Raw genomic sequence first — 17,724 nt, forward strand, 5'->3', positions numbered from 1 at the left:
CTAATTCAGCGTCGGACGCGACAGCGGACTGTCGAGCGAAAAAGCGGGCACTTCGACGTCGAAGGTTTCGCCGGCGTCGGTGATCATCCGATAGCTGCCCTGCATCATCCCCGAAGGCGTGGCAAGCGGACAGCCTGAGGCGTAACGAAACGTCTCCCCGGGCTCCAGCACCGGCTGTTCGCCGACGACGCCCGGTCCGCGCACTTCCTCGCGGCGACCGTTGGCGTCGATGACGATCCAGTGACGCGACAAAAGCTGCACGCGAACGCGCCCGAGATTGGCGATCTCGATCGTATACGCCCAGAAGTAGCGATCCTGGTCGGGGTCTGAGCGATCCGGCAGAAAGTCGGGAAGCGCCGTGACCTGAATGTCTCTGGTGATGGAGATGTACATGGATGCAAGATTAGAACGGGCGCCAGCAAAGTGAAACGTTTTTGATTGGGCAATGGTCGGCGCGCGAACGATCACAGACTGTGGCCCAATAGACACACCAGCTGCCTTTCGGACCCATTTCGTCGCGCCGCGGGTATCCGCCACGCACTGAATTGTAAATAGTGGGTTGTCAGTTTTGACCGGAATCAAAATGCGGCTCACGACGCTTCGCACCCTGCTGCTTATCCTGGCCATGGTCGTCCAGACCGTCGCCGGCGGAGCCGGGCTGGCGCGCGCCGCTTCGATCTCTCCCGAAGAGACGCTCGCAGCTCATTGCCAGCAGGTGCGCGCAGGGGAACAATCCGCGCCCAACGACCGGCTTGGCCATCGGCACAACTGTCAATCCTGCCTCTTATGCGGGGAGCCGCCGCCGGCCTGGGTTTCGCTGGTCTCGGACCATGTTGTGGCGCTGGGCGAATATGCGCTGATCGATGCGCCTACATATGCGGTGCGGTCGCTCTCCGAGCGATCCTCGCGCGCGCATAGCGCACGGGCGCCGCCCTTCTCTCGCGGCTGAGACCGCTGACGCGCGCAAGAGCGCGCAGTCCGGGTTCTCGCCGCTGCTCGAAGCAGCCTCCACGTCACTGATCCGCGTGCGCGTTGCATTCAACGCTGCGGCAACTCTCCCTATGCCGACTGGCGTCGGCGCCAAGGAACACCGTCATGATCCGTCGTTCTCGCCTCCTCGGAGGAACCTCTTTCGCCGTACTTAGCCTACTCGCCCCGTCGGCCGCCGATGCGCAGCAGGCGCTTCCCACGATCAGCGTCGGCGGCGTCCGCGGCCCTGTGCGGCCGGGGCCTGTCGGCCGACCCGTTGGCGGACAGGGACGCGTCACCACCGCGGCGCCCGTGCCGGGGCCTGCTTTGGCGGATCGTTACGCCGAGCCAAAGCCAGCGCCGTTCAGCCGCACCTTGCCGGCGAACATTCCGGCGGTGGTCGAGAGCAGGACGCGCAAAGAGATTCAAAAAACCACAAATATCATGACGTCTTCCGACGCGTTCAGATATATGCCGTCAATTCTCGTCCGCGAACGCTATATTGGCGATCGCAACGCGATCGTCTCGACGCGCACCACGGGCACCATTCAGAGTGCGTTGGTGCTTGTCTATGCCGACAATGTGCTGCTCTCGAATCTGCTCGGCAACAGCTACAACTTCGCGCCGCGCTGGGGCATGGTTTCCCCGGCCGAAATTTCGCGCGTCGATGTGATGTACGGGCCGTTCTCGGCGCTTTATCCGGGCAATTCGATCGGCGCCGTGCTGACGATGACGACGCGCATGCCGGACGATTTTGAGGTCCACGCCATGGGCACCGTGGCGGTGCAGCCGTTCAGCCTCTACGGCAGGAAAGAACTCAATCTCGGCGGCGTGACAAACGTCCTGGTCGGCGATCGCATCAACGACTTCCGTTACTGGGTCGGCTATGAACACCTGGACAATCAAGGACAGGCGCAAACATTTCCGGGCAATTTTCTGACGCCGGGCACAGGTTCGGCGTTCTCTGGCGGCTTCCAGGACTTCGACCAACAGGGTCGTCCACGCATCATTACGGCAGCCGCAGGCGCCGATTATGTCCAAACCGATTTGGCGAAGGTCAAAGTCTCCTATGACATCTTGCCGCTTCTGCGCGCCAAATATCAGGTCGGTTTCTGGACGCTGAACAACACCACCAGCGTCCAAAGCTTCATTAACGACAGGAACGGCGTGCCGATCTACAACACCCAAAACGGGCGCGTGCAGCTTGGCCCGTTTTCGGTTACGCCTGGCGGCGTCAATCCCGGGCACGGCGCCGCAAACCACCTGATGCAGGCGCTCGAGCTCAGACAGGACACTGGCGGCGTCTTCGATTTCGATTTGTCGGCGACGTCATTCAACTTCCTTCGCGATTTCACCAACAATGCGCAGTCCTACGGACCGCGCGTCAACGCTGCGGGAACCGCCTATAACGTCGATCCGCGCGGGCTGAACACCAATAATGGCGGAACGTTCTGGCGCACCGGCGACGCGCGCTTCATTTGGCGCCCGCCTTACGACATTCTCGGTAAGCACGAAGTGTCGTTCGGCGCCCATGGCGATCTTTATTCGCTGGCGACCAAGCAGACCAGCACCGTGTCCTGGCCCAATAATTACTATATGGGGATCCAGGCGCTGAACTTCGGCAAAACCGAGACCAAAGGCCTCTACGTTCAGGAAGTCTGGCGGCCTCTGCCGGACTGGAAATTCACCGCCGGCGCGCGCGGCGAGTGGTGGCGCGCCTTTGGCGGCATGAATGGCACTGGGGGGTTCGCCAACGCGTCGAACCCTGCGGGCCAGGCGATCGTCGGCCTTCCCTTTAGAGCCGCGAACATCACCTATTTCCCGGATTCCTATAAGGGCGCCTTCTCGCCGAAGGCGGCGCTCGAATATTATTTTACGCCAGAGCTCTCTTTGCGCGGCTCGATCGCGCGCGCCTACCGCTTCCCGACAGTCACAGAATTGTTCCAGTCTCTGTCGAGCCCAAGTTCGGTGCTCATCAACAACCCGAATTTGCAGCCTGAAATTTGCACCTGTTACGATCTGACCGGCGAGTATCGGACGGTCGACGCGTTCGGCGGCGCGATCGGGCTCTTCAACCCGCGCATCAGCCTGTTCCTCGACGACCGCTGGAACGCCATCGCCAGCCAGACCGCGCTCTCGATCTTCGGCACCCAGGTCTCGCAAAACGCCAACCTCGACAAGGTTCGCTTTCGCGGTATCGAGGCGGCGGCGCATATGAAGGACATTCTCGTTCCGGGACTGGATTTCGAGGGAGGCCTGACCTTCACCGACGCAAAAATTCAGACCAATCTGTCGAGCGGCAATCTCGACAGCATTCTCTATGCCGGCAATCAATTTCCCCGCGTCCCCAGAATTCGTTTCCGCGGCGTCGCGAGCTACAGCCCCAATCCCGACATGTCGTTCGCCCTTGGCGCGCGCTATTCGTCCCCGGCGTTCGTCACCTTTGCGAACACCGACTTCAACCACAACAATTACGGCAGTGTGGACAGTGAAATCCTCGTTTTCGATATGAAGGCGAGATACCGGCTCGAGACGAACTGGTGGCTGTCCGTCGGCGTGAACAACATTGGCCGCTGGAAGGCCTATGTGAATCCCAATCCCTATCCGCAGCGCACCTTCTTTATCGCGCTCAACTATGACTTCGGCGGCCCGGACGGTTCGGGCGTAACGATCGACCGGGGTGGTTCCGGAGGCACGTCGGCAGTTAGGTAAGCCTCCCGGGCGTTCCGAGCGTGCGATCGTCCTGCTGAGACGCTTTGCCGCGGCGAGGCGGTCGCTCCAAGATTAACTTGTCGTGGCCTTCGCTTTTTGCTTACATCAATGCGCGCATGTGAATTCCGCATGCGCGCCGATTCCAAGGCTCGAGACTTTATGCGTCGTAACTGGCTGACAGTTCTGCTGTTCGCGCTCGCGGTGGCCGTTCAGGCCTTCGCGCCTGCGGCGGCGCAGGTCGCGTCGCGACTGGGAGCTGGCGACGCCGTCAGCGAATTTTGCTTTACCGACGTCGCCTCGAGCGACCGATCGCAGGCGCCAGGCCACGCAAAGGGCCACCGCGACGTCTGTCTGTTTTGTCAAAACCATTGCGATGGCGTCGCGCCGCTGGCCGCGCGCGTCATTCATCTCGGCAAGGCGCCCGTCCAATGGACAGCGCTTGATTGGACGGTGGCGGACTGCGCCCTGCCGACCCGCCTGCAGGATTTTTCCCGACAGGCGCGAGCGCCTCCCGCCAACTCCTGATCCTTCGCACGCTGCCGCGCCGCTTTGCGCTCTCGCCCGGACTCCGGGCGCGCGCAGCATCGGGTGCAGCTTAAGGACAACGCCGCGCCAAAGCGGCGGATTCGGGAGTGAGCCCATGTTTCGTAAACGTAGCCCGAGCGGCCGGGAAAGCGTCGTCGCCGGCGCGACGCTGGAATCTCTCATCGAGCGGGAGCACGCGCAGCCGGGGCATGCGCCCGGCATGGCGGCGCTCGCCGCCATCGTGCCGGCGCCTCTGTGGCGTGGAAATGACCAGCGCGTCATTCGCCTCATCGACCTCGAACGCCGCGCGAGATTCTCGCGGCCTTTGACCGACGCGACCTGAACCGATGTCTCCGTCGGCGTTCAGGCTCGCTTCGCTGCGTCGCGCGCGTGCGCGGCTTGGTGCGATTCTGCTGTTCTCGGCGGCGTCGCTCTGGGCTGTCGCGCCGCTCGCGCGCGGCGTCGCCGAGTCGGGCGTCGGCGGCCGTCTGGTCGCCCAACTCTTTATCTGTTTCGCGCCGGGGGCCTCCCAACCCGGCGCGCTTGCGGGGCGGCTGGGCCCCAAAGACGATCGCTCCGCCTGTATCCTCTGTCAGGCGTTTTGCAGCGGTCTTGCGCCTCTCGCGGCGCGGCCCGGCCCGATCGGCGCGACGCCCGTCCCGAGCTTCAAGCTCGCGCGGACGGTGGCGGACTGCGTCGCGCCGACGCCCCGTCCCAGCCCAGCGCACCGCCCGCGCGCGCCGCCGCAGGCCTAGCGCTGCGTCGCGAAACGGCCTGCGTCGGCGTCAATTCTCTTCTCCCGCCGCCGCCGCGGGCCGCCGCTTCGACTTTCACCATTCCGCCGCGATTGCTTTTCAAAGGGCATGCTGATGAACGAACTGATCACGGGCGTCGTGCTTGAGGCGCTTTGCGCCATACTTGCCGTGTCCTACTTCGTCGCCGAATGCGCGATGCAGGAGGCGAAAATTCCCGCCCGCCGCAAGAGGCGGCCTGGCGCCTAGAGCAGGTTCCGAAAAAGTTGACAGACTTTTTCGATGAGAACCTGCTCTAACATTTTGATTTTGAGCGATTCCTTATCGATCACATGATTCCATGTGATCGGGAAGCGCTCTAGCCGTAAAGCTCAGGCGCGCGCGGCGGCCCACAGCCCGCGGGCGAGATCGTCGACGAGATCGTCGGCGTCCTCGAGGCCGACCGAAAGACGCAGCAGGCCGTCGCCGATGCCGAGCGACGCGCGCGCTTCCGGCGTCAGCCGCTGATGGGTCGTCGTCGCCGGATGGGTGATGAGGCTCTTGGCGTCGCCGAGATTGTTGGAAATCTTGATCACGTCCAGCGCATTGGCGAGGCGGAACGCTGCGGCCTTGCCGCCCGCCATATCGAAGCTCACCAGCGTGCCGCCGCCCGACATTTGGCGGCGCGCCAGATCGGCTTGCGGGTGATCGGCGCGGAATGGGTAGAGGACGCGACCGACGGCCTTCTCCTCGGCCAGAAAGTCGGCGATTTTGGCCGCGCTCGCGGTCTGCTGCGCGACACGCAGCGGCAAGGTCTCGAGGCCCTTCAGCATCACCCAGGCGTTGAACGGCGACATGGCCGGCCCGGTCTGGCGCAGGAAATTGTGGACGCTCTCTTCAATCAGCGCCTGCGAGGCCAAAATCACGCCGCCAAGACATCGGCCTTGCCCATCGATGTGCTTGGTCGCGGAATAGACGACGACGTCGGCGCCGAAGTCGAAGGGCTTTTGCAAGAGCGGCGTGGCGAAGACATTGTCGACCACGAGCTTCGCGCCGGCCTCATGCGCAATGTCGGCGATCCCCTTGAGGTCATAGACCTCCAGCCCGGGATTGGTCGGGCTTTCCAGGAAGAAGAGCTTCGTCTCAGGACGGACGGCCGCCTTCCATTGTTCGAGCTCGGCGCCGTCGACGAGCGTCGAAGCGATTCCCAGTCGCGGCAGGAGGTCCTCGATGACATAGAGGCAGGAGCCGAACAGCGCGCGCGCCGAAACCACATGGTCGCCGGCTTTGAGCTGCGCGAGCAGGCTCGCGGTCACCGCCGCCATGCCGCTCGCCGTGGCGCGGGCCGCTTCCGTGCCCTCCAGAAGGCACATGCGCTGCTCGAACATCGCCACGGTGGGGTTCGAGAAGCGCGAATAGATGAAGCCCGGCTCGTCGCCCTTGAAGCGCGCCTCGGCCGCCTCCATCGTCGGATAGGCGAAGCTCTGCGTGAGATAGAGCGCCTCCGACAATTCTCCGAAGGAAGAGCGCTGGGTCCCGCCATGCACGAGTTGCGTCGCGGGTTTCAGCGGCCTGCGGGGCGGGGCGTCGGCGGACATTGGTTCTCCCTCGGCGCGAAGGCGCGCCATTCGCTTGATGCGCGCCGAACGGCGCTGCGACGCAAAAAGCGGGCTTCCTTAGGGAGACCCGGCCTTTTAGCGCGTTGTTTTTCGTGGCGGCAAGCCGGCCGGCTCAAATAACCACGTGCGCTTATAGAGGCCAGAGGGACCTCAGCTGTCAACAGCCTCGGCTTGAAAGGCGGCGCGATTTGGCGCTTATGCCAGCGCAAGGAAAGGCGACGGGGCGATAGACGAATGGGCGGCGTGCTTTCCAGCCGGCAGATTCAGGCGATGGCCGAGGCCGGTCAGATCCGCCTCGCCGCGCCTTTGGCGCATGGGCAGATTCAGCCAGCCAGTCTCGATCTGCGGCTCGGCCCCAAGGCCTATCGCGTGCGCGCCAGTTTTCTGCCGGGAAAGCGGCGCGGCGTCGACGAGCTCCTCTCCGCGCTCAAATATGACGAGATGTCGCTTGCAGGCGACGGCGCCGTGCTGGAGCGTGGCTGCTTCTATGTCGTGCCGCTTCTGGAAAGCTTGGCGCTCGGCGACGCTGTCCTTGGCGCCGCCAATCCGAAAAGCTCGACCGGGCGCCTCGATATTTTCACGCGGCTGATCACGGATCGCGGCGACCGCTTCGACGAGGTCGCCCCCGGATATCACGGTCCGCTCTATGCCGAAGTGTCGCCGCGCAGCTTTTCGGTGCGCGTTCGCACAGGCACGCGATTGAACCAATTGCGTTTTCGCAATTATGCGCAGAGCGAATCGCATGGCGGGACGCTCGGCGACGCGGCGCTCGCCGAATTGCATCGCACTTCGCCGCTCGTCGACGGTCCGCTCAACTTACGCGACGGCGTCGTGCTGCGGGTTGCGCTCGACGCGGACGCGTTCGGGGGAATCATCGGCTATCGCGCGCAGAAGCACACAGACGTGATCGACGTCGATCGGATCGGCGCCTATCACATCGACGATTACTGGGACCGCTTGCCGGCGCGCGACGGAAGGCTGATTCTCGATCCGGGCGATTTCTACATTCTCGCCTCGCACGAGCGCCTCGCGATTCCGCCCGATCTCGCCGCCGAAATGGCGCCGATGGATGCGGCGATCGGCGAGTTCCGGGTGCATTACGCCGGCTTCTTTGATCCCGGCTTCGGCGCCGGGCCGGACGGGCGGCCGGGGGCCCGCGCCGTTCTCGAAGTGCGCTCGCGCGAAGTGCCCTTTATCCTCGAAGACGGTCAGTTCATCGGCCGCCTCGTTTATGAACACATGGCCGAAACCCCAGAGGCGCTCTACGGCCAGAGCGGCGTGTCGAATTATCAGGGGCAGGGGCTCAAGCTCTCGAAACATTTCATGGTGGAGTGATCTCATGCGCAAGGCGCTTACTGGCGGCGCGCTCTTCGCGTTCTTGGCGCTCGGGTCTTCCGCCGCCGCCGAAGAACTCGGCGCGTCGAGCGCGAAGTTCTGGTCGGTTCCACAAGTCGACGCGCTGCCTTATGACGCGCATAGCCGGCTGATCCGCCACGGGCGCGATCTCATCACCGCGACTTATTCCCATATCGGGCCGGACATGCCCGACCCCGCGCAGCGCTACGCTGGAAACAATCTCGCCTGCGGCAATTGCCATCTCGACGCCGGCGTGAAGAAATTCGGTCTGCCGATTTTTGGCCTCGCCAAGGATTTCCCCGCCTATAGCGCGCGCACCGGCGCGCAGATCACGCTGCAGGAGCGCATCAATTCCTGCATGACGCGCAGCATGAACGGCCGCCCTTTGCCGGCATCGTCCGCGCCGATGCGCGCCATCGTCGCCTATATTCAGTTTCTCTCGTCCAGCGTGCGCAAGGGAGAAAAGCTTTCGGGACTCGGCGCTGGAACCATGCCGGAGCTTGACCGCGCCGCCGATCCGATGCGCGGGCGCGATATTTATCAGGCGCGCTGCATCGGCTGCCACAACGTCGACGGCGCCGGCGTGCAGAACAGCCTGCCGGGGCTTGGCGCCGGCTACGCCTTTCCGCCGCTCTGGGGCTCGGACAGTTTCAATGACGGCGCCGGCATGGCGCGGCTGATCACGGCGGCGAACTTCGTTCATTCCAACATGCCGGACGGCGTCGATTATCTGCATCCGCGGCTCTCCCCGGAAGAAGCCTGGGACGTCGCGGCGCTGATGATCTCAAAGCCGAGGCCGCATCGCGCCGGGCTGGAAAAGGATTTTCCCGACCTTCTGAAAAAGCCGATCGACGCGCCTTACGGCCCCTATGCCGACGGCTTCTCCGAGGAGCAGCACAAATACGGGCCCTATGGCCAGATCCGCGCGAAGCTGAAGGAGATCGAGAAGCAGAAGGCGGAGGTAAGGAATCCGAATGTGAGATGATCGTGCGGTCTTGTGAGAGCGGGGCGTTCGCAACGAACAATTGAATCTTTTTCCGATCTGAGGGGACGCCCTTAAACGAGGTTGGATCCGCGTGTGTCCCGTTTGCAACAGATCAGCACAATCGCGAAATTCCTATAAAAACACTCTTTAACTTCAGCGCCCGGCCGCCGAGAATAAGCTGTCACGAACAATTTATCATACACGGCAGCCACGCATGAACCGACGTCACCCGACGACTGCCTCGCTCCTCGCTCTTACGGCGGGCTGGGCGTGCGTATTCTTAAGCGAGGCGTCCGCTCAGACGGCATTGCCGACGATCAATGTTGGCGGACATGCGGCGCGGCGAGCGACAAGTCAACATGCGGCCCGTCCGGCGGGTCCGGCGCGGCCGACCAGGCTAGTCGAAGTCGCGCCGGGGCCCTCCGGACAGTCGTCCGAGAATGACACCGCGCTGGGGCCCAAGATCGATTATCCCGCGGGTCCGCAGGAAATGACCTCGTCGAGCGAGAGGTTTTTCACCGGCGGACAAGTCAACGCAATTCCCTTCTATCGCCCCGGAGAGGCGCTCGAAATCGTGCCAGGCCTCGCCGTGACCCAGCACAGCGGCGAGGGCAAGGCCAACCAGTACTATCTGCGCGGCTTCGATCTCGATCACGGCACCGATCTCGCGCTTTATCTCGACGGCATGCCGCTCAACATGCGCACCCATGGCCATGGCCAAGGCTACGCGGATGCGAATTTCGTCATGCCGGAACTGCTCGCGTCGATCGATGCGCGGAAGGGCCCCTACAACGTCGAGGATGGCGATTTCTCGAACGCCGGCACCATCCGCATGCAGTATTTGAACAGGGTGCCGACGGGCGTTTTCACATCAAGCGCGGGCGAATTCGGATTCGCGCGCCAATTCGGCATGAAATCTTGGGCGTTCATGGGCGGCGACATTCTCGGCGCCGCTGAGGCGTCGGTGTATGACGGTCCTTGGCTCGTGCCGAACAGAGTGCGCAAGATCAACGCTGTGATGCGTTGGATACGCGGCACCGAGGCGGATGGGTTCGGCATTACCGGCATGGCCTACGCCAATCGCTGGAATTCGACCGACCAAATTCCGTTACGCGCCGTCGAACAGGGGCTGATGTCGCGCTGGGGAACGATGAACCCGACCGATGGCGGCGACACAACCCGCTTCTCGATATCCGGCCATTGGAGCCAGCTCAGCGAGACAAATTATTCCCGCATTGAAGGTTACGCCGTACATTCGACCTTGGATTTGTTCAACGATTTTACCTACTTCTTGTCTCATCCCATTCTTGGCGACCAGTTCCGTCAGTTCGATCGTCGAACCATGCTCGGTTCGAATGGCGTTCACGGCATCAAGTTCAACGTCGCCGAGACGCCGTTCGAACTGCGTTTTGGCTATCAGGGGCGTTACGACGACATTCGGGTCGGGTTGCAGGACACATACAACCGCCGGGCCTATGATGCGATTCGCAATGACCGCGTTGGCGAGGCGAGCATCGGCCTCTTCAGCGACATCAGAACAAAGTGGGCTCCTTGGCTGACGACGGTCGTCGGCACGCGTTGGGACTATTATTGGGCGAGCGTCGGCGGCCTTCAAAGCTATTGGGCTTCGCCCATCGTGGGTTACGTCGGGGATAATCCGAGTCAACCAGTCCGGCTTTGGACCGCGCCCTTCAATAATGGGGCGAGCACCGGACAGCTGCTTAGTCCCAAGGCCTCGGTGATCATCAATCCCTTCGACAACAAAACCGACTTCTATCTTAACTTCGGACGTGGATTCCATTCGACGGACGCGCGCGGCACGACGCAGACGTTCTCGACGACCGAGGCGTCGGACGATCTCGGCTACACGTTCGCGCAACGCCGGCCGCTGCTTTCGCCATCGACAGGCGCTGAAGTCGGCGTCAAAACGAGAGCGATCGACAATCTGGAATCGGCGCTGACGCTCTTTTGGATTCAGCTCCAATCGGAAAATGTCTTTGCCGGCGACGAAGGCAATACGGTGTTCGGGCCTCCGAGCCGCCGCGTTGGATTCGAGTTCACCAATCATTATCGGCCGTTCTCATGGTTGGGATTCGAAGGCGACCTGACCATGGTGAACGCGCGTTTTCTCGGCTTCGACAAGGATCAGGCAGACCTTTACTACGCGCTGCTGCAGCCGGATGCGCTGCCCTGGGGAACTTTTCTTGGCAACAAGCCGGGAAACTTCCTGATCAACGCCGCGCCCATCGTCGCGACGGCGGTTCTGGAATTGGGCGAGTCGACGGGCTGGTTTGGGGCGCTCAAATATCGCTACATCGGCCCGCGCGCTCTGACGCAGGACGGCTTTTTCAAAAGCCCCGCGATCGGCACGGTGAATGCGCGCATAGGCTATCGCTGGAAGGAAGGTTGGAAGTTCCAGCTCGACGTCTTCAACATGCTCAACTCTCGTTCGCAGCTGATCGCCTATGGCTATGGCTCTCTGATCGGAACGGATCCGCTCTACCAGGCCTGCAACGGCGTCAGCGCCGCGCCGGTGACCGCCGCCAACTGCGCCGTCGGCAGAATGGATGTCCATGCGCATCCGATCGAGCCGCCGGCTTGGCGCCTGACGTTCGGAGGGCCTATTGAATTTGACCCATCCGTTAAAGGCCCGGACCTGATGGAGCCGTTCAATCTGGTGAAGTTCTGGGAGTGAGCGGAGCGGCGCATTTCTGGCCGAAATCCAGAAGTGAAAAACGGAGTGAGGAAGTCGACCGGCCGTGATTGCAGGGGGGAATGGTCTTCCTCACCAAAACCGCGCGGGAAAGGCTTTCCTCGTCCTTCGAGACGCGCCTCCGGCGCTCCTCAGGATGAGGAAGCCCTTCAGCCCCGACCGGAGGGAGGGTGCTCCCGTTGAAACGGGCGGCCTCCCGCGTTACACAAGGAGCGCGCGGGCGTAGTTCAGAGGTAGAACGTCAGCTTCCCAAGCTGAATGTCGTGGGTTCGATTCCCATCGCCCGCTCCAATCTCACGCGCTGCCATATATGCCGGCCCCGTCAGCCTATGCCGGCCCCGTCAGCCGCCGCTGTTGAGCATTATCGCCAAAAGTGCGAAGCGGGTGGCGAAGCCCTCGACCGAAAGTGACGATGCCGACCGCCGCCGCCCATGCTCACGCCCCCGCCGCGCCGCTCAGCGCCCATCGATCCGGGCCGCTGTCGGGCCGCGTGCGCCCGCCGGGCGATAAATCGGTTTCTCATCGCGCGCTGATCTTCGGCCTGCTCGCCATCGGCGAGACGAAGGTCGAAGGGCTTCTCGAAGGCGAGGACGTGCTGCGCACCGCGCAGGCCTGCCGCCAGCTTGGCGCGAAGATCCTGCGCCACGCGGACGGGCGCTGGAGCGTCTGGGGCGCCGGGCTCGGCTCGCTGCTGCAGCCGACCGAGACCCTCGATTTCGGCAATGCCGGCACCGGCTCGCGGCTGATGATGGGCGTCGTCGCCGGCCACCCGATCCTCGCGCGCTTCGACGGCGACGCCTCGCTGCGGAAACGCCCGATGAAGCGCATTCTCGATCCCCTGGCGCTGCAGGGCGCGCAGGTTCTGGAGCAGGCCGAGGGCGGCCGTCTGCCGCTTGTGCTGCAAGGATCGAGCGAGCCTCTGCCGGTCGAATATAAGACGCCCGTCGCCTCGGCGCAGATCAAATCGGCGGTGCTGCTCTGCGGACTGAATTCGCCTGGCCAAACGACGGTGATCGAGGCCGAGGCGTCGCGCGATCACACCGAAAAAATGCTCGCGCATTTCGGCGCCAAGGTCGTGAGCGCGCCTCACGGCCCGCATGGCCGCAAGATTGCGCTCGAAGGGCGCCCGGAAATGATCGCGCGCGACGTGCGGGTTCCCGCCGATCCGTCATCGGCGGCTTTTCCGCTCGTCGCCGCGCTGATCGTCGAGGGTTCGGACATCGTCATCGAAGGCGTCATGATCAATCCGCTGCGCAGCGGTCTGCTGACGACGCTGCAGGAAATGGGCGCCGATGTCGCCTTCGAGAACAGGCGCGAGGAGGGCGGCGAAGAGGTCGCCGACATTCGCGCGCGCTCCTCGCATCTTGCCGGCGTCGACGTGCCGGCGGCGCGGGCGCCGTCGATGATCGACGAATATCCGATCCTTGCCGTCGCGGCGTCTTTTGCACAAGGCGAAACGCGGATGCGCGGGCTCTCCGAATTGCGGGTGAAGGAATCGGATCGTCTCGAGGCGGTCGCCGCCGGGCTCAAAGCCAATGGCGTCGACTGCGAGATCGTCGATGACGACTTGATCGTGCGCGGCGGCAGGGTCGCCGGCGGCGGCATGGTCGAGACGCATCTCGATCATCGCATCGCCATGAGCTTTCTGGTCATGGGGCTCGCCGCCGAGAAGAACGTCACGGTCGACGATGAGACGATGATCGCGACGAGCTTTCCGGCGTTTCGCCCGCTCATGGAGCGACTCGGAGCGCGCTTCTCGTGAGCTTCGTCATCGCCATCGACGGCCCCGCGGCGTCGGGGAAGGGCACGCTGGCGCGACGCCTTGCGGCGCATTACGGCCTGCCGCATCTCGACACGGGGCTGCTCTATCGCGCCACGGCCTGCGCGTTGCTGGAGGAGGGGCTCCCGCTCGACGACGTCGAAGCCGCGGTCGCCGCCGCGCGCAGCCTGTCGCTCACTGACTTCGACGAAAAGCGGCTGCGCGCCCGCGACATGGGCGAGGCGGCGTCCGTCGTCGCCGCCATGCCGGCGGTGCGCGCGGCGCTCGTCGACATGCAGCGGGGCTTCGCGGCGCGGCCGGAAGGCGCCGTCCTCGATGGCCGCGACATCGGCACGGTGATCTGCCCCGACGCGAAGGTGAAGATTTTCGTCACCGCGGCGCCGGAGACGCGCGCCACCCGCCGCGCTCTGGAGCTTGCGCGCGCCGGCGAAGAAGCGGACTACGCCGCCATTCTCGAAGACGTGAAGAAGCGCGACGCCCGCGACAGCGCCCGCAGCGCCGCGCCCTTAAAGGCGGCCGCTGACGCGGTGACGCTCGACACGACCGACCTCGACATCGAGGAGGCTTTCGCGGCCGCGCGGGGAGTGGTGGAAAAGGCGCGACGTTGAAGTTTCGTGATTGCAAGCGAAGCGAAGCAATCCAGGCATTGGTGGGCGGCTGGATTGCTTCGTCGCTGCGCTCCTCGCAATGACGTCGGGAGTGACAGCGGATAGCCAGCGCGTCTTCCGCTTCGCGCCGTCGCCGAACGGCTATTTGCATCTTGGCCACGCCTATTCGGCGCTTCTGAATTTCGATCTCGCGCGCCAGTGCGGCGGGCGCTTGCTGTTGCGCATCGAGGACATCGATACAGGCCGCGCCCGCGTCGAATTCGAGGCGGCGATCTATGAAGATCTCGCCTGGCTCGGGCTCAATTGGGAGCGGCCGGTCCGCCGCCAGTCCGAGCATTTCGGAGACTATGCCGGCGCGCTCGAGCGCCTGGACGCGATGGGGCTCATTTACGCCTGCGACTGCAAGCGCTCCGACATTGCGCGCCTTGCGGCTGGCAAGCCGGGCTGGCCGCGCGACCCCGATGGCGCGCCGCTCTATCCGGGGACATGCCGCGACAAGCCGCGACGTGCGGCGCGCGAGGTCCTAACGCAGCGCGGCGTCGCGCTGCGGCTCGATATGCGTAAGGCGGCCGCTCTGGCGGGGCAGGGGCTCTCGTGGCGCGAATTTGACGCCGGCGACATTGTCGCCGATCCGTCAGAGTGGGGCGACGTCGTCCTCGCGCGCAAGGACACGCCGGCGAGCTATCATATCGCCGTCGTCGTTGACGACGCGCTGCAGGGGGTGACGGACGTCGTGCGCGGCAAGGATCTGTTTGAAGCGACGAGCCTGCATCGCCTGCTGCAACGACTGTTAGACTTGCCGGCGCCGGATTATCGCCACCACGGCCTCGTTCTGGACGAGAACGGCGAGAAGCTTGCGAAGAGCGTCGCTTCGACGGCGCTGCGGGCGGAGGGCTGGACGCCCGCCGACGTGCGCCGGCGCATAGGCTTATAGAACCGAGATTCCGATGCGCGCAGCGGCGGATTGCAGTCGTTTGTCCCCCGTCCAAAGCGACGCCGGCGCGGCGAGCAGCGTTGCGGCGAGCAGATGGGCGTCGACATATCCGATGCCCGCGCCATGCAACGCGCGCCGGTCAATCAACTTCAAGACTTCGTCGTCGCTGGCAAGCGGCGCCCTCGGAAGATTGCGCAACAGCGGCAGCAGGGTGTTTCTGCTGGCCATATTGCCAAGCGCGAGCTCGCCGATGACGAAATTATGCGTCAATGCTTCGCTGTTGTTCAGCAAAGCGGCGAGCCGAACATTCGTTTGGCGGAAGTGGCCAACCCATATCGATGCGTCGACGAGAATCACTTCGGGGTCGATCGCCGTCGGGGAATGTCTTGAAGCTGTGGTTCCGAGCCCCCGAGACGCGCCAGCCTTCGTGCGCTTTCTCGCTCGATAAGCGCCTTGAGCGCTTCGCGGATCAGCGCCGATTTTTCCGTAAGTCCGGTGAAATCCTGGGCCTTGGCCACGAGCTCATCGTCGAGCGCGATTGTCGTGCGCATGCGTGCTCCCACTGAGAAGCACAGAAATAGCATCATTTGATGCCGGTAACAATGCCGATGCCGGTTCTCCGCAGGGCGATCGGGTGAAGGATTGTTTTCCTCACCCTCATCCTGAGGAGCCGCCCGCAAGTCGGGTTTACCCGACTTGCGAATTTAATGTCGATCTCGGGCAGGCCCGAGATCGCAGGCGGCGTCTCGAAGGACGAGGGTGAGGAAAAATACGCGAAACGGGCTTCCTCGCCCTTCGAGACGCGTGCTGCGCACGCTCCTCAAGATGAAGAAGCCCTTCGCCCGATCGCCCTGCAGTTCTCCGTGTGTGTCGGCGCACGAACATTTTCTCGGGCTCCCGGTAGCTTTCGATCATTGAGTTCCAAAGCGGCAAGGGAGAGCGAAATGTTCGAGACGATCCAAAGCCTGATCGATCAGGAAGCCCAGATCTGCGTTCCGGCGAGCCATCTGACGCCGCGCGCCAATCTCTATGAGTTGGGCATGACGCCCTATACGGCGATCCGCCTGCTGCTCGCGATCGAGCGCGACTTTCGCGTCGAATTCCCGCGCGACTCGCTCAATCGCCGGACGATGGCGACGATAGAGAATATTGTCCGGGGCGTGCGCGCCGCCCAGTTCGCCCCCGCCTACGAATGGCTCCAGGCGGCCTAAGAAAGGTCGTTTCGGGCCGCCCAGCCCGGAGGCCGCAACAAAGATCGAAGCTTACCGGGCCTGACGAGTCGCCACTTTTGCGCTGTTGTTCGGCGCCTTCGCCATCAGCGAGTCAATGCGATCGCGCTCTTTCCTGAATTCTGCGAGAAGCCGGCCCTCGATCTCGCGCGTGCGCGCCAGCTTGACGCGCATCGGATCGACGAAATGGCCATTGACCATCACCTCGTAGTGAAGGTGCGGTCCGGTCGACAATCCGGTCGAGCCCAGGAAGCCGATCACCTGGCCCTGTTTGACCCGCATGCCTTCCTTCACGCTGCGCGCAAAGCCCGACATGTGATTGTAGGTGGTGATGTAGCCGTTGGCGTGCTGGATCTCGACGCGCCGTCCATAGCCCGAATCCCACTGCGCCTTGATGACCGTGCCGTTGCCGGCCGCGAGAATCGGCGTGCCGATCGGCGCCGCCCAGTCGACGCCCGTGTGCATCTTGTAATAGCCGAGAATCGGATGGCGGCGCATGCCGAAGCCTGAGCGCGTTTCGCCGATGGCGATCGGCTTGCGCACAAGGAATTTGCGGCTCGAGCGGCCGTTCTCGTCGTAGTAGTCGAGCAGCCCGTCGTCGGGGGTAAAAAAGCGGTAATAGCGATAGGTTTCGTTACGGGTCGTCAGCGACGCATAGAGCAGCGCGTCGCGACCCGCGGTCGCGCCGTCCTCCGCTTCGTCATAGAAGACGTCAAACGTATCGCCGCCGGAAACGCCGCGCTGCAGATCGGCGTCATTTGCGAAAACCCGCACGAGCTCATTGATGATCGGTCGCGGAATTTGCTGCTTGAGCGCGGTTTCGTAAAGGGAATCATAGAGGCGCATCGCGCCTTCATCTTCCTCGACCTCATTGTGCGACTTCGATCGGCCATTTTTGGCGAGCGACGTGGGCGCCGTCGGCGTCTGCATGAATGCGCCCCTGTCGGTCGCAGCGACGACCGATTCGATCGTTTCGTCGTTGTAAACCGACATGCGGGCCAGCTGCATGTTCTTGCCCGAGCCGTCGAAGTCGGCGAAGAGCAGCTTGACGCGCTGGCCTTCGCGCACCGGCTCGCCGCGCTTGTTCTTGAAGGCGGCGGCGACCGCGGCGGCCCGGCCTTTGGGCACGTCCACGCTGTCCAGCACGTCGGCGAGCGTCTGTCCTCGCTTCACGACGACAAGCTTCTCTTCCATCTGCGTCGGCTGCAGCGTATCGCGCGGCGCGACGGTGACGTTTTCCGCCACCATGCGCACTTCGATTCCGGAGAAGGGCGTGAGCGATCCGCCAGGCGTCGCATAGGCGAGCGCGAGAGGGTCGATCGCCGCCCGGCTCGTGCGCGTGAGCAGCATCTGGCCGGGCAGGGGCAGCGCCGCCGCTTGCGTTCCGGCGGCGAGGCTGGATTTGACCTGCTCGATCACCTGCGCCTGCGCTTCGGCGAGCGTCAATTGGGCGCTCTGAGCCATCACCGTCACGGCGGCGAGGTCCCGGGTCTCGAACGAGACTTCCGCCAGATCCGGGGCGAGATCGGCGTCGGCGGCGTTTTCGGGAGCGCGGGCGTCGGT

Annotated in this window: 18 protein-coding genes, 1 tRNA gene and 1 riboswitch (1 of these 20 cut by a window edge); of the genes, 14 read left to right on the plus strand and 5 right to left on the minus strand. The window is 63.7% G+C overall.

All coding sequences use genetic code 11. From position 1 onward, the window contains the following. Positions 1-393: a Co2+/Mg2+ efflux protein ApaG gene (gene apaG, locus ACR65T_RS06470; protein ID WP_434495708.1), complete on the minus strand. Its 393-nt coding sequence runs from the start codon at positions 391-393 to the stop codon at positions 1-3. Positions 394-583: 190 nt separating this feature from the next. Here apaG and ACR65T_RS06475 point away from each other — a divergent pair, with 190 nt between their 5' ends. The 6 genes from ACR65T_RS06475 (at position 584) to ACR65T_RS06500 (ending at position 5,207) form a co-directional block, all read left to right on the plus strand. Continuing rightward, complete coding sequence (locus ACR65T_RS06475; RefSeq protein WP_434495709.1) at positions 584-949, plus strand: hypothetical protein; 366 nt, start codon at positions 584-586, stop codon at positions 947-949. A 146-nt stretch (positions 950-1,095) separates the two neighbouring features. Continuing rightward, positions 1,096-3,681, plus strand: coding sequence for a TonB-dependent receptor (locus ACR65T_RS06480; protein WP_434495710.1), 2,586 nt, complete (start codon positions 1,096-1,098; stop codon positions 3,679-3,681). Between the two features lie 129 nt (positions 3,682-3,810). Continuing rightward, positions 3,811-4,206, plus strand: a complete 396-nt coding sequence (locus tag ACR65T_RS06485; RefSeq protein ID WP_434495711.1) for a DUF2946 family protein — start codon at positions 3,811-3,813, stop codon at positions 4,204-4,206. Positions 4,207-4,321: 115 nt separating this feature from the next. Then, positions 4,322-4,549, plus strand: a complete 228-nt coding sequence (locus tag ACR65T_RS06490) for a hypothetical protein (protein ID WP_434495712.1) — start codon at positions 4,322-4,324, stop codon at positions 4,547-4,549. Between the two features lie 4 nt (positions 4,550-4,553). Then, positions 4,554-4,961, plus strand: a complete 408-nt coding sequence (locus ACR65T_RS06495; RefSeq protein WP_434495713.1) for a hypothetical protein — start codon at positions 4,554-4,556, stop codon at positions 4,959-4,961. Positions 4,962-5,075: 114 nt separating this feature from the next. Continuing rightward, a complete protein-coding gene (locus ACR65T_RS06500; protein ID WP_434495714.1) occupies positions 5,076-5,207 on the plus strand; it encodes a hypothetical protein in 132 nt (43 codons plus the stop codon). 122 nt (positions 5,208-5,329) lie between these two features. On the opposite strand, the gene ACR65T_RS06505 is transcribed toward ACR65T_RS06500, so the two are convergent. Continuing rightward, complete coding sequence (locus ACR65T_RS06505) at positions 5,330-6,535, minus strand: O-succinylhomoserine sulfhydrylase (RefSeq protein ID WP_434495715.1); 1,206 nt, start codon at positions 6,533-6,535, stop codon at positions 5,330-5,332. Between the two features lie 76 nt (positions 6,536-6,611). Continuing rightward, positions 6,612-6,690: riboswitch (SAM riboswitch) on the minus strand. A 100-nt stretch (positions 6,691-6,790) separates the two neighbouring features. On the opposite strand from ACR65T_RS06505, the gene ACR65T_RS06510 reads away from it, so the two are divergent. The 7 genes from ACR65T_RS06510 to gluQRS all read left to right on the plus strand — a co-directional run bounded on the left by ACR65T_RS06510 (position 6,791) and on the right by gluQRS (position 14,932). Then, positions 6,791-7,891: a 2'-deoxycytidine 5'-triphosphate deaminase gene (locus ACR65T_RS06510; RefSeq protein ID WP_434495716.1), complete on the plus strand. Its 1,101-nt coding sequence runs from the start codon at positions 6,791-6,793 to the stop codon at positions 7,889-7,891. A 4-nt stretch (positions 7,892-7,895) separates the two neighbouring features. Beyond that, positions 7,896-8,897 carry a c-type cytochrome gene (locus tag ACR65T_RS06515; protein WP_434495717.1) on the plus strand — a complete coding sequence of 334 codons (1,002 nt, stop codon included), beginning with the start codon at positions 7,896-7,898 and terminating at the stop codon, positions 8,895-8,897. 214 nt (positions 8,898-9,111) lie between these two features. Next, positions 9,112-11,592, plus strand: coding sequence for a TonB-dependent receptor (locus tag ACR65T_RS06520; RefSeq protein WP_434495718.1), 2,481 nt, complete (start codon positions 9,112-9,114; stop codon positions 11,590-11,592). Between the two features lie 234 nt (positions 11,593-11,826). Beyond that, a tRNA-Gly gene (locus ACR65T_RS06525) sits at positions 11,827-11,901 on the plus strand. A gap of 121 nt (positions 11,902-12,022) precedes the next feature. Continuing rightward, positions 12,023-13,372 (plus strand): 3-phosphoshikimate 1-carboxyvinyltransferase, encoded by a 1,350-nt coding sequence (gene aroA / locus ACR65T_RS06530; protein WP_434495719.1) that lies wholly within the window; start codon positions 12,023-12,025, stop codon positions 13,370-13,372. Continuing rightward, complete coding sequence (cmk, locus tag ACR65T_RS06535) at positions 13,369-13,998, plus strand: (d)CMP kinase (protein ID WP_434495720.1); 630 nt, start codon at positions 13,369-13,371, stop codon at positions 13,996-13,998. Before aroA ends, cmk begins: the two co-directional genes overlap by 4 nt. Positions 13,999-14,077: 79 nt before the next feature. Continuing rightward, positions 14,078-14,932, plus strand: a complete 855-nt coding sequence (gene gluQRS / locus ACR65T_RS06540) for a tRNA glutamyl-Q(34) synthetase GluQRS (protein WP_434495721.1) — start codon at positions 14,078-14,080, stop codon at positions 14,930-14,932. On the opposite strand, the gene ACR65T_RS06545 is transcribed toward gluQRS, so the two are convergent. Both ACR65T_RS06545 and ACR65T_RS06550 read right to left on the minus strand, forming a co-directional pair. Continuing rightward, positions 14,927-15,289, minus strand: a complete 363-nt coding sequence (locus tag ACR65T_RS06545) for a PIN domain-containing protein (RefSeq protein WP_434495722.1) — start codon at positions 15,287-15,289, stop codon at positions 14,927-14,929. The genes gluQRS and ACR65T_RS06545 overlap by 6 nt on opposite strands. Then, positions 15,286-15,483, minus strand: coding sequence for a type II toxin-antitoxin system VapB family antitoxin (locus ACR65T_RS06550; RefSeq protein WP_196391946.1), 198 nt, complete (start codon positions 15,481-15,483; stop codon positions 15,286-15,288). Before ACR65T_RS06550 ends, ACR65T_RS06545 begins: the two co-directional genes overlap by 4 nt. A 393-nt stretch (positions 15,484-15,876) precedes the next feature. Between ACR65T_RS06550 and ACR65T_RS06555 the strand changes: the two genes are divergently transcribed. After that, the gene (locus ACR65T_RS06555; protein WP_434495723.1) at positions 15,877-16,143 is read left to right on the plus strand and encodes a phosphopantetheine-binding protein; all 267 of its coding nucleotides are present in this window, start codon (positions 15,877-15,879) and stop codon (positions 16,141-16,143) included. A 51-nt stretch (positions 16,144-16,194) separates the two neighbouring features. On the opposite strand, the gene ACR65T_RS06560 is transcribed toward ACR65T_RS06555, so the two are convergent. Further along, positions 16,195-17,724, minus strand: the 3' portion of a protein-coding gene (locus ACR65T_RS06560) for a M23 family metallopeptidase (RefSeq protein WP_434495724.1). It continues 486 nt past the right edge of the window; the window shows 1,530 of its 2,016 coding nt (coding positions 487-2,016); its start codon lies beyond the right edge, outside the window; its stop codon occupies positions 16,195-16,197.

The sequence above is a fragment of the Methylocystis sp. genome (assembly GCF_051061285.1).
In the GTDB taxonomy this organism is placed as follows: domain Bacteria; phylum Pseudomonadota; class Alphaproteobacteria; order Rhizobiales; family Beijerinckiaceae; genus Methylocystis.

Bases quoted from the DNA above. Each gene is read 5' to 3' on its own strand.
- gluQRS (WP_434495721.1), top strand. From the start codon at position 14,078: ATGACGTCGGGAGTGACAGCGGATAGCCAGCGCGTCTTCCGCTTCGCG.
- ACR65T_RS06475 (WP_434495709.1), top strand. From the start codon at position 584: ATGCGGCTCACGACGCTTCGCACCCTGCTGCTTATCCTGGCCATGGTC.
- ACR65T_RS06495 (WP_434495713.1), top strand. From the start codon at position 4,554: ATGTCTCCGTCGGCGTTCAGGCTCGCTTCGCTGCGTCGCGCGCGTGCG.
- ACR65T_RS06510 (WP_434495716.1), top strand. From the start codon at position 6,791: ATGGGCGGCGTGCTTTCCAGCCGGCAGATTCAGGCGATGGCCGAGGCC.
- ACR65T_RS06520 (WP_434495718.1), top strand. From the start codon at position 9,112: ATGAACCGACGTCACCCGACGACTGCCTCGCTCCTCGCTCTTACGGCG.
- aroA (WP_434495719.1), top strand. From the start codon at position 12,023: ATGCCGACCGCCGCCGCCCATGCTCACGCCCCCGCCGCGCCGCTCAGC.
- ACR65T_RS06490 (WP_434495712.1), top strand. From the start codon at position 4,322: ATGTTTCGTAAACGTAGCCCGAGCGGCCGGGAAAGCGTCGTCGCCGGC.
- ACR65T_RS06555 (WP_434495723.1), top strand. From the start codon at position 15,877: ATGTTCGAGACGATCCAAAGCCTGATCGATCAGGAAGCCCAGATCTGC.
- apaG (WP_434495708.1), bottom strand. From the start codon at position 393: ATGTACATCTCCATCACCAGAGACATTCAGGTCACGGCGCTTCCCGAC.
- ACR65T_RS06505 (WP_434495715.1), bottom strand. From the start codon at position 6,535: ATGTCCGCCGACGCCCCGCCCCGCAGGCCGCTGAAACCCGCGACGCAA.
- ACR65T_RS06480 (WP_434495710.1), top strand. From the start codon at position 1,096: ATGATCCGTCGTTCTCGCCTCCTCGGAGGAACCTCTTTCGCCGTACTT.
- ACR65T_RS06485 (WP_434495711.1), top strand. From the start codon at position 3,811: ATGCGCGCCGATTCCAAGGCTCGAGACTTTATGCGTCGTAACTGGCTG.
- ACR65T_RS06500 (WP_434495714.1), top strand. From the start codon at position 5,076: ATGAACGAACTGATCACGGGCGTCGTGCTTGAGGCGCTTTGCGCCATA.
- ACR65T_RS06550 (WP_196391946.1), bottom strand. From the start codon at position 15,483: ATGCGCACGACAATCGCGCTCGACGATGAGCTCGTGGCCAAGGCCCAG.
- ACR65T_RS06515 (WP_434495717.1), top strand. From the start codon at position 7,896: ATGCGCAAGGCGCTTACTGGCGGCGCGCTCTTCGCGTTCTTGGCGCTC.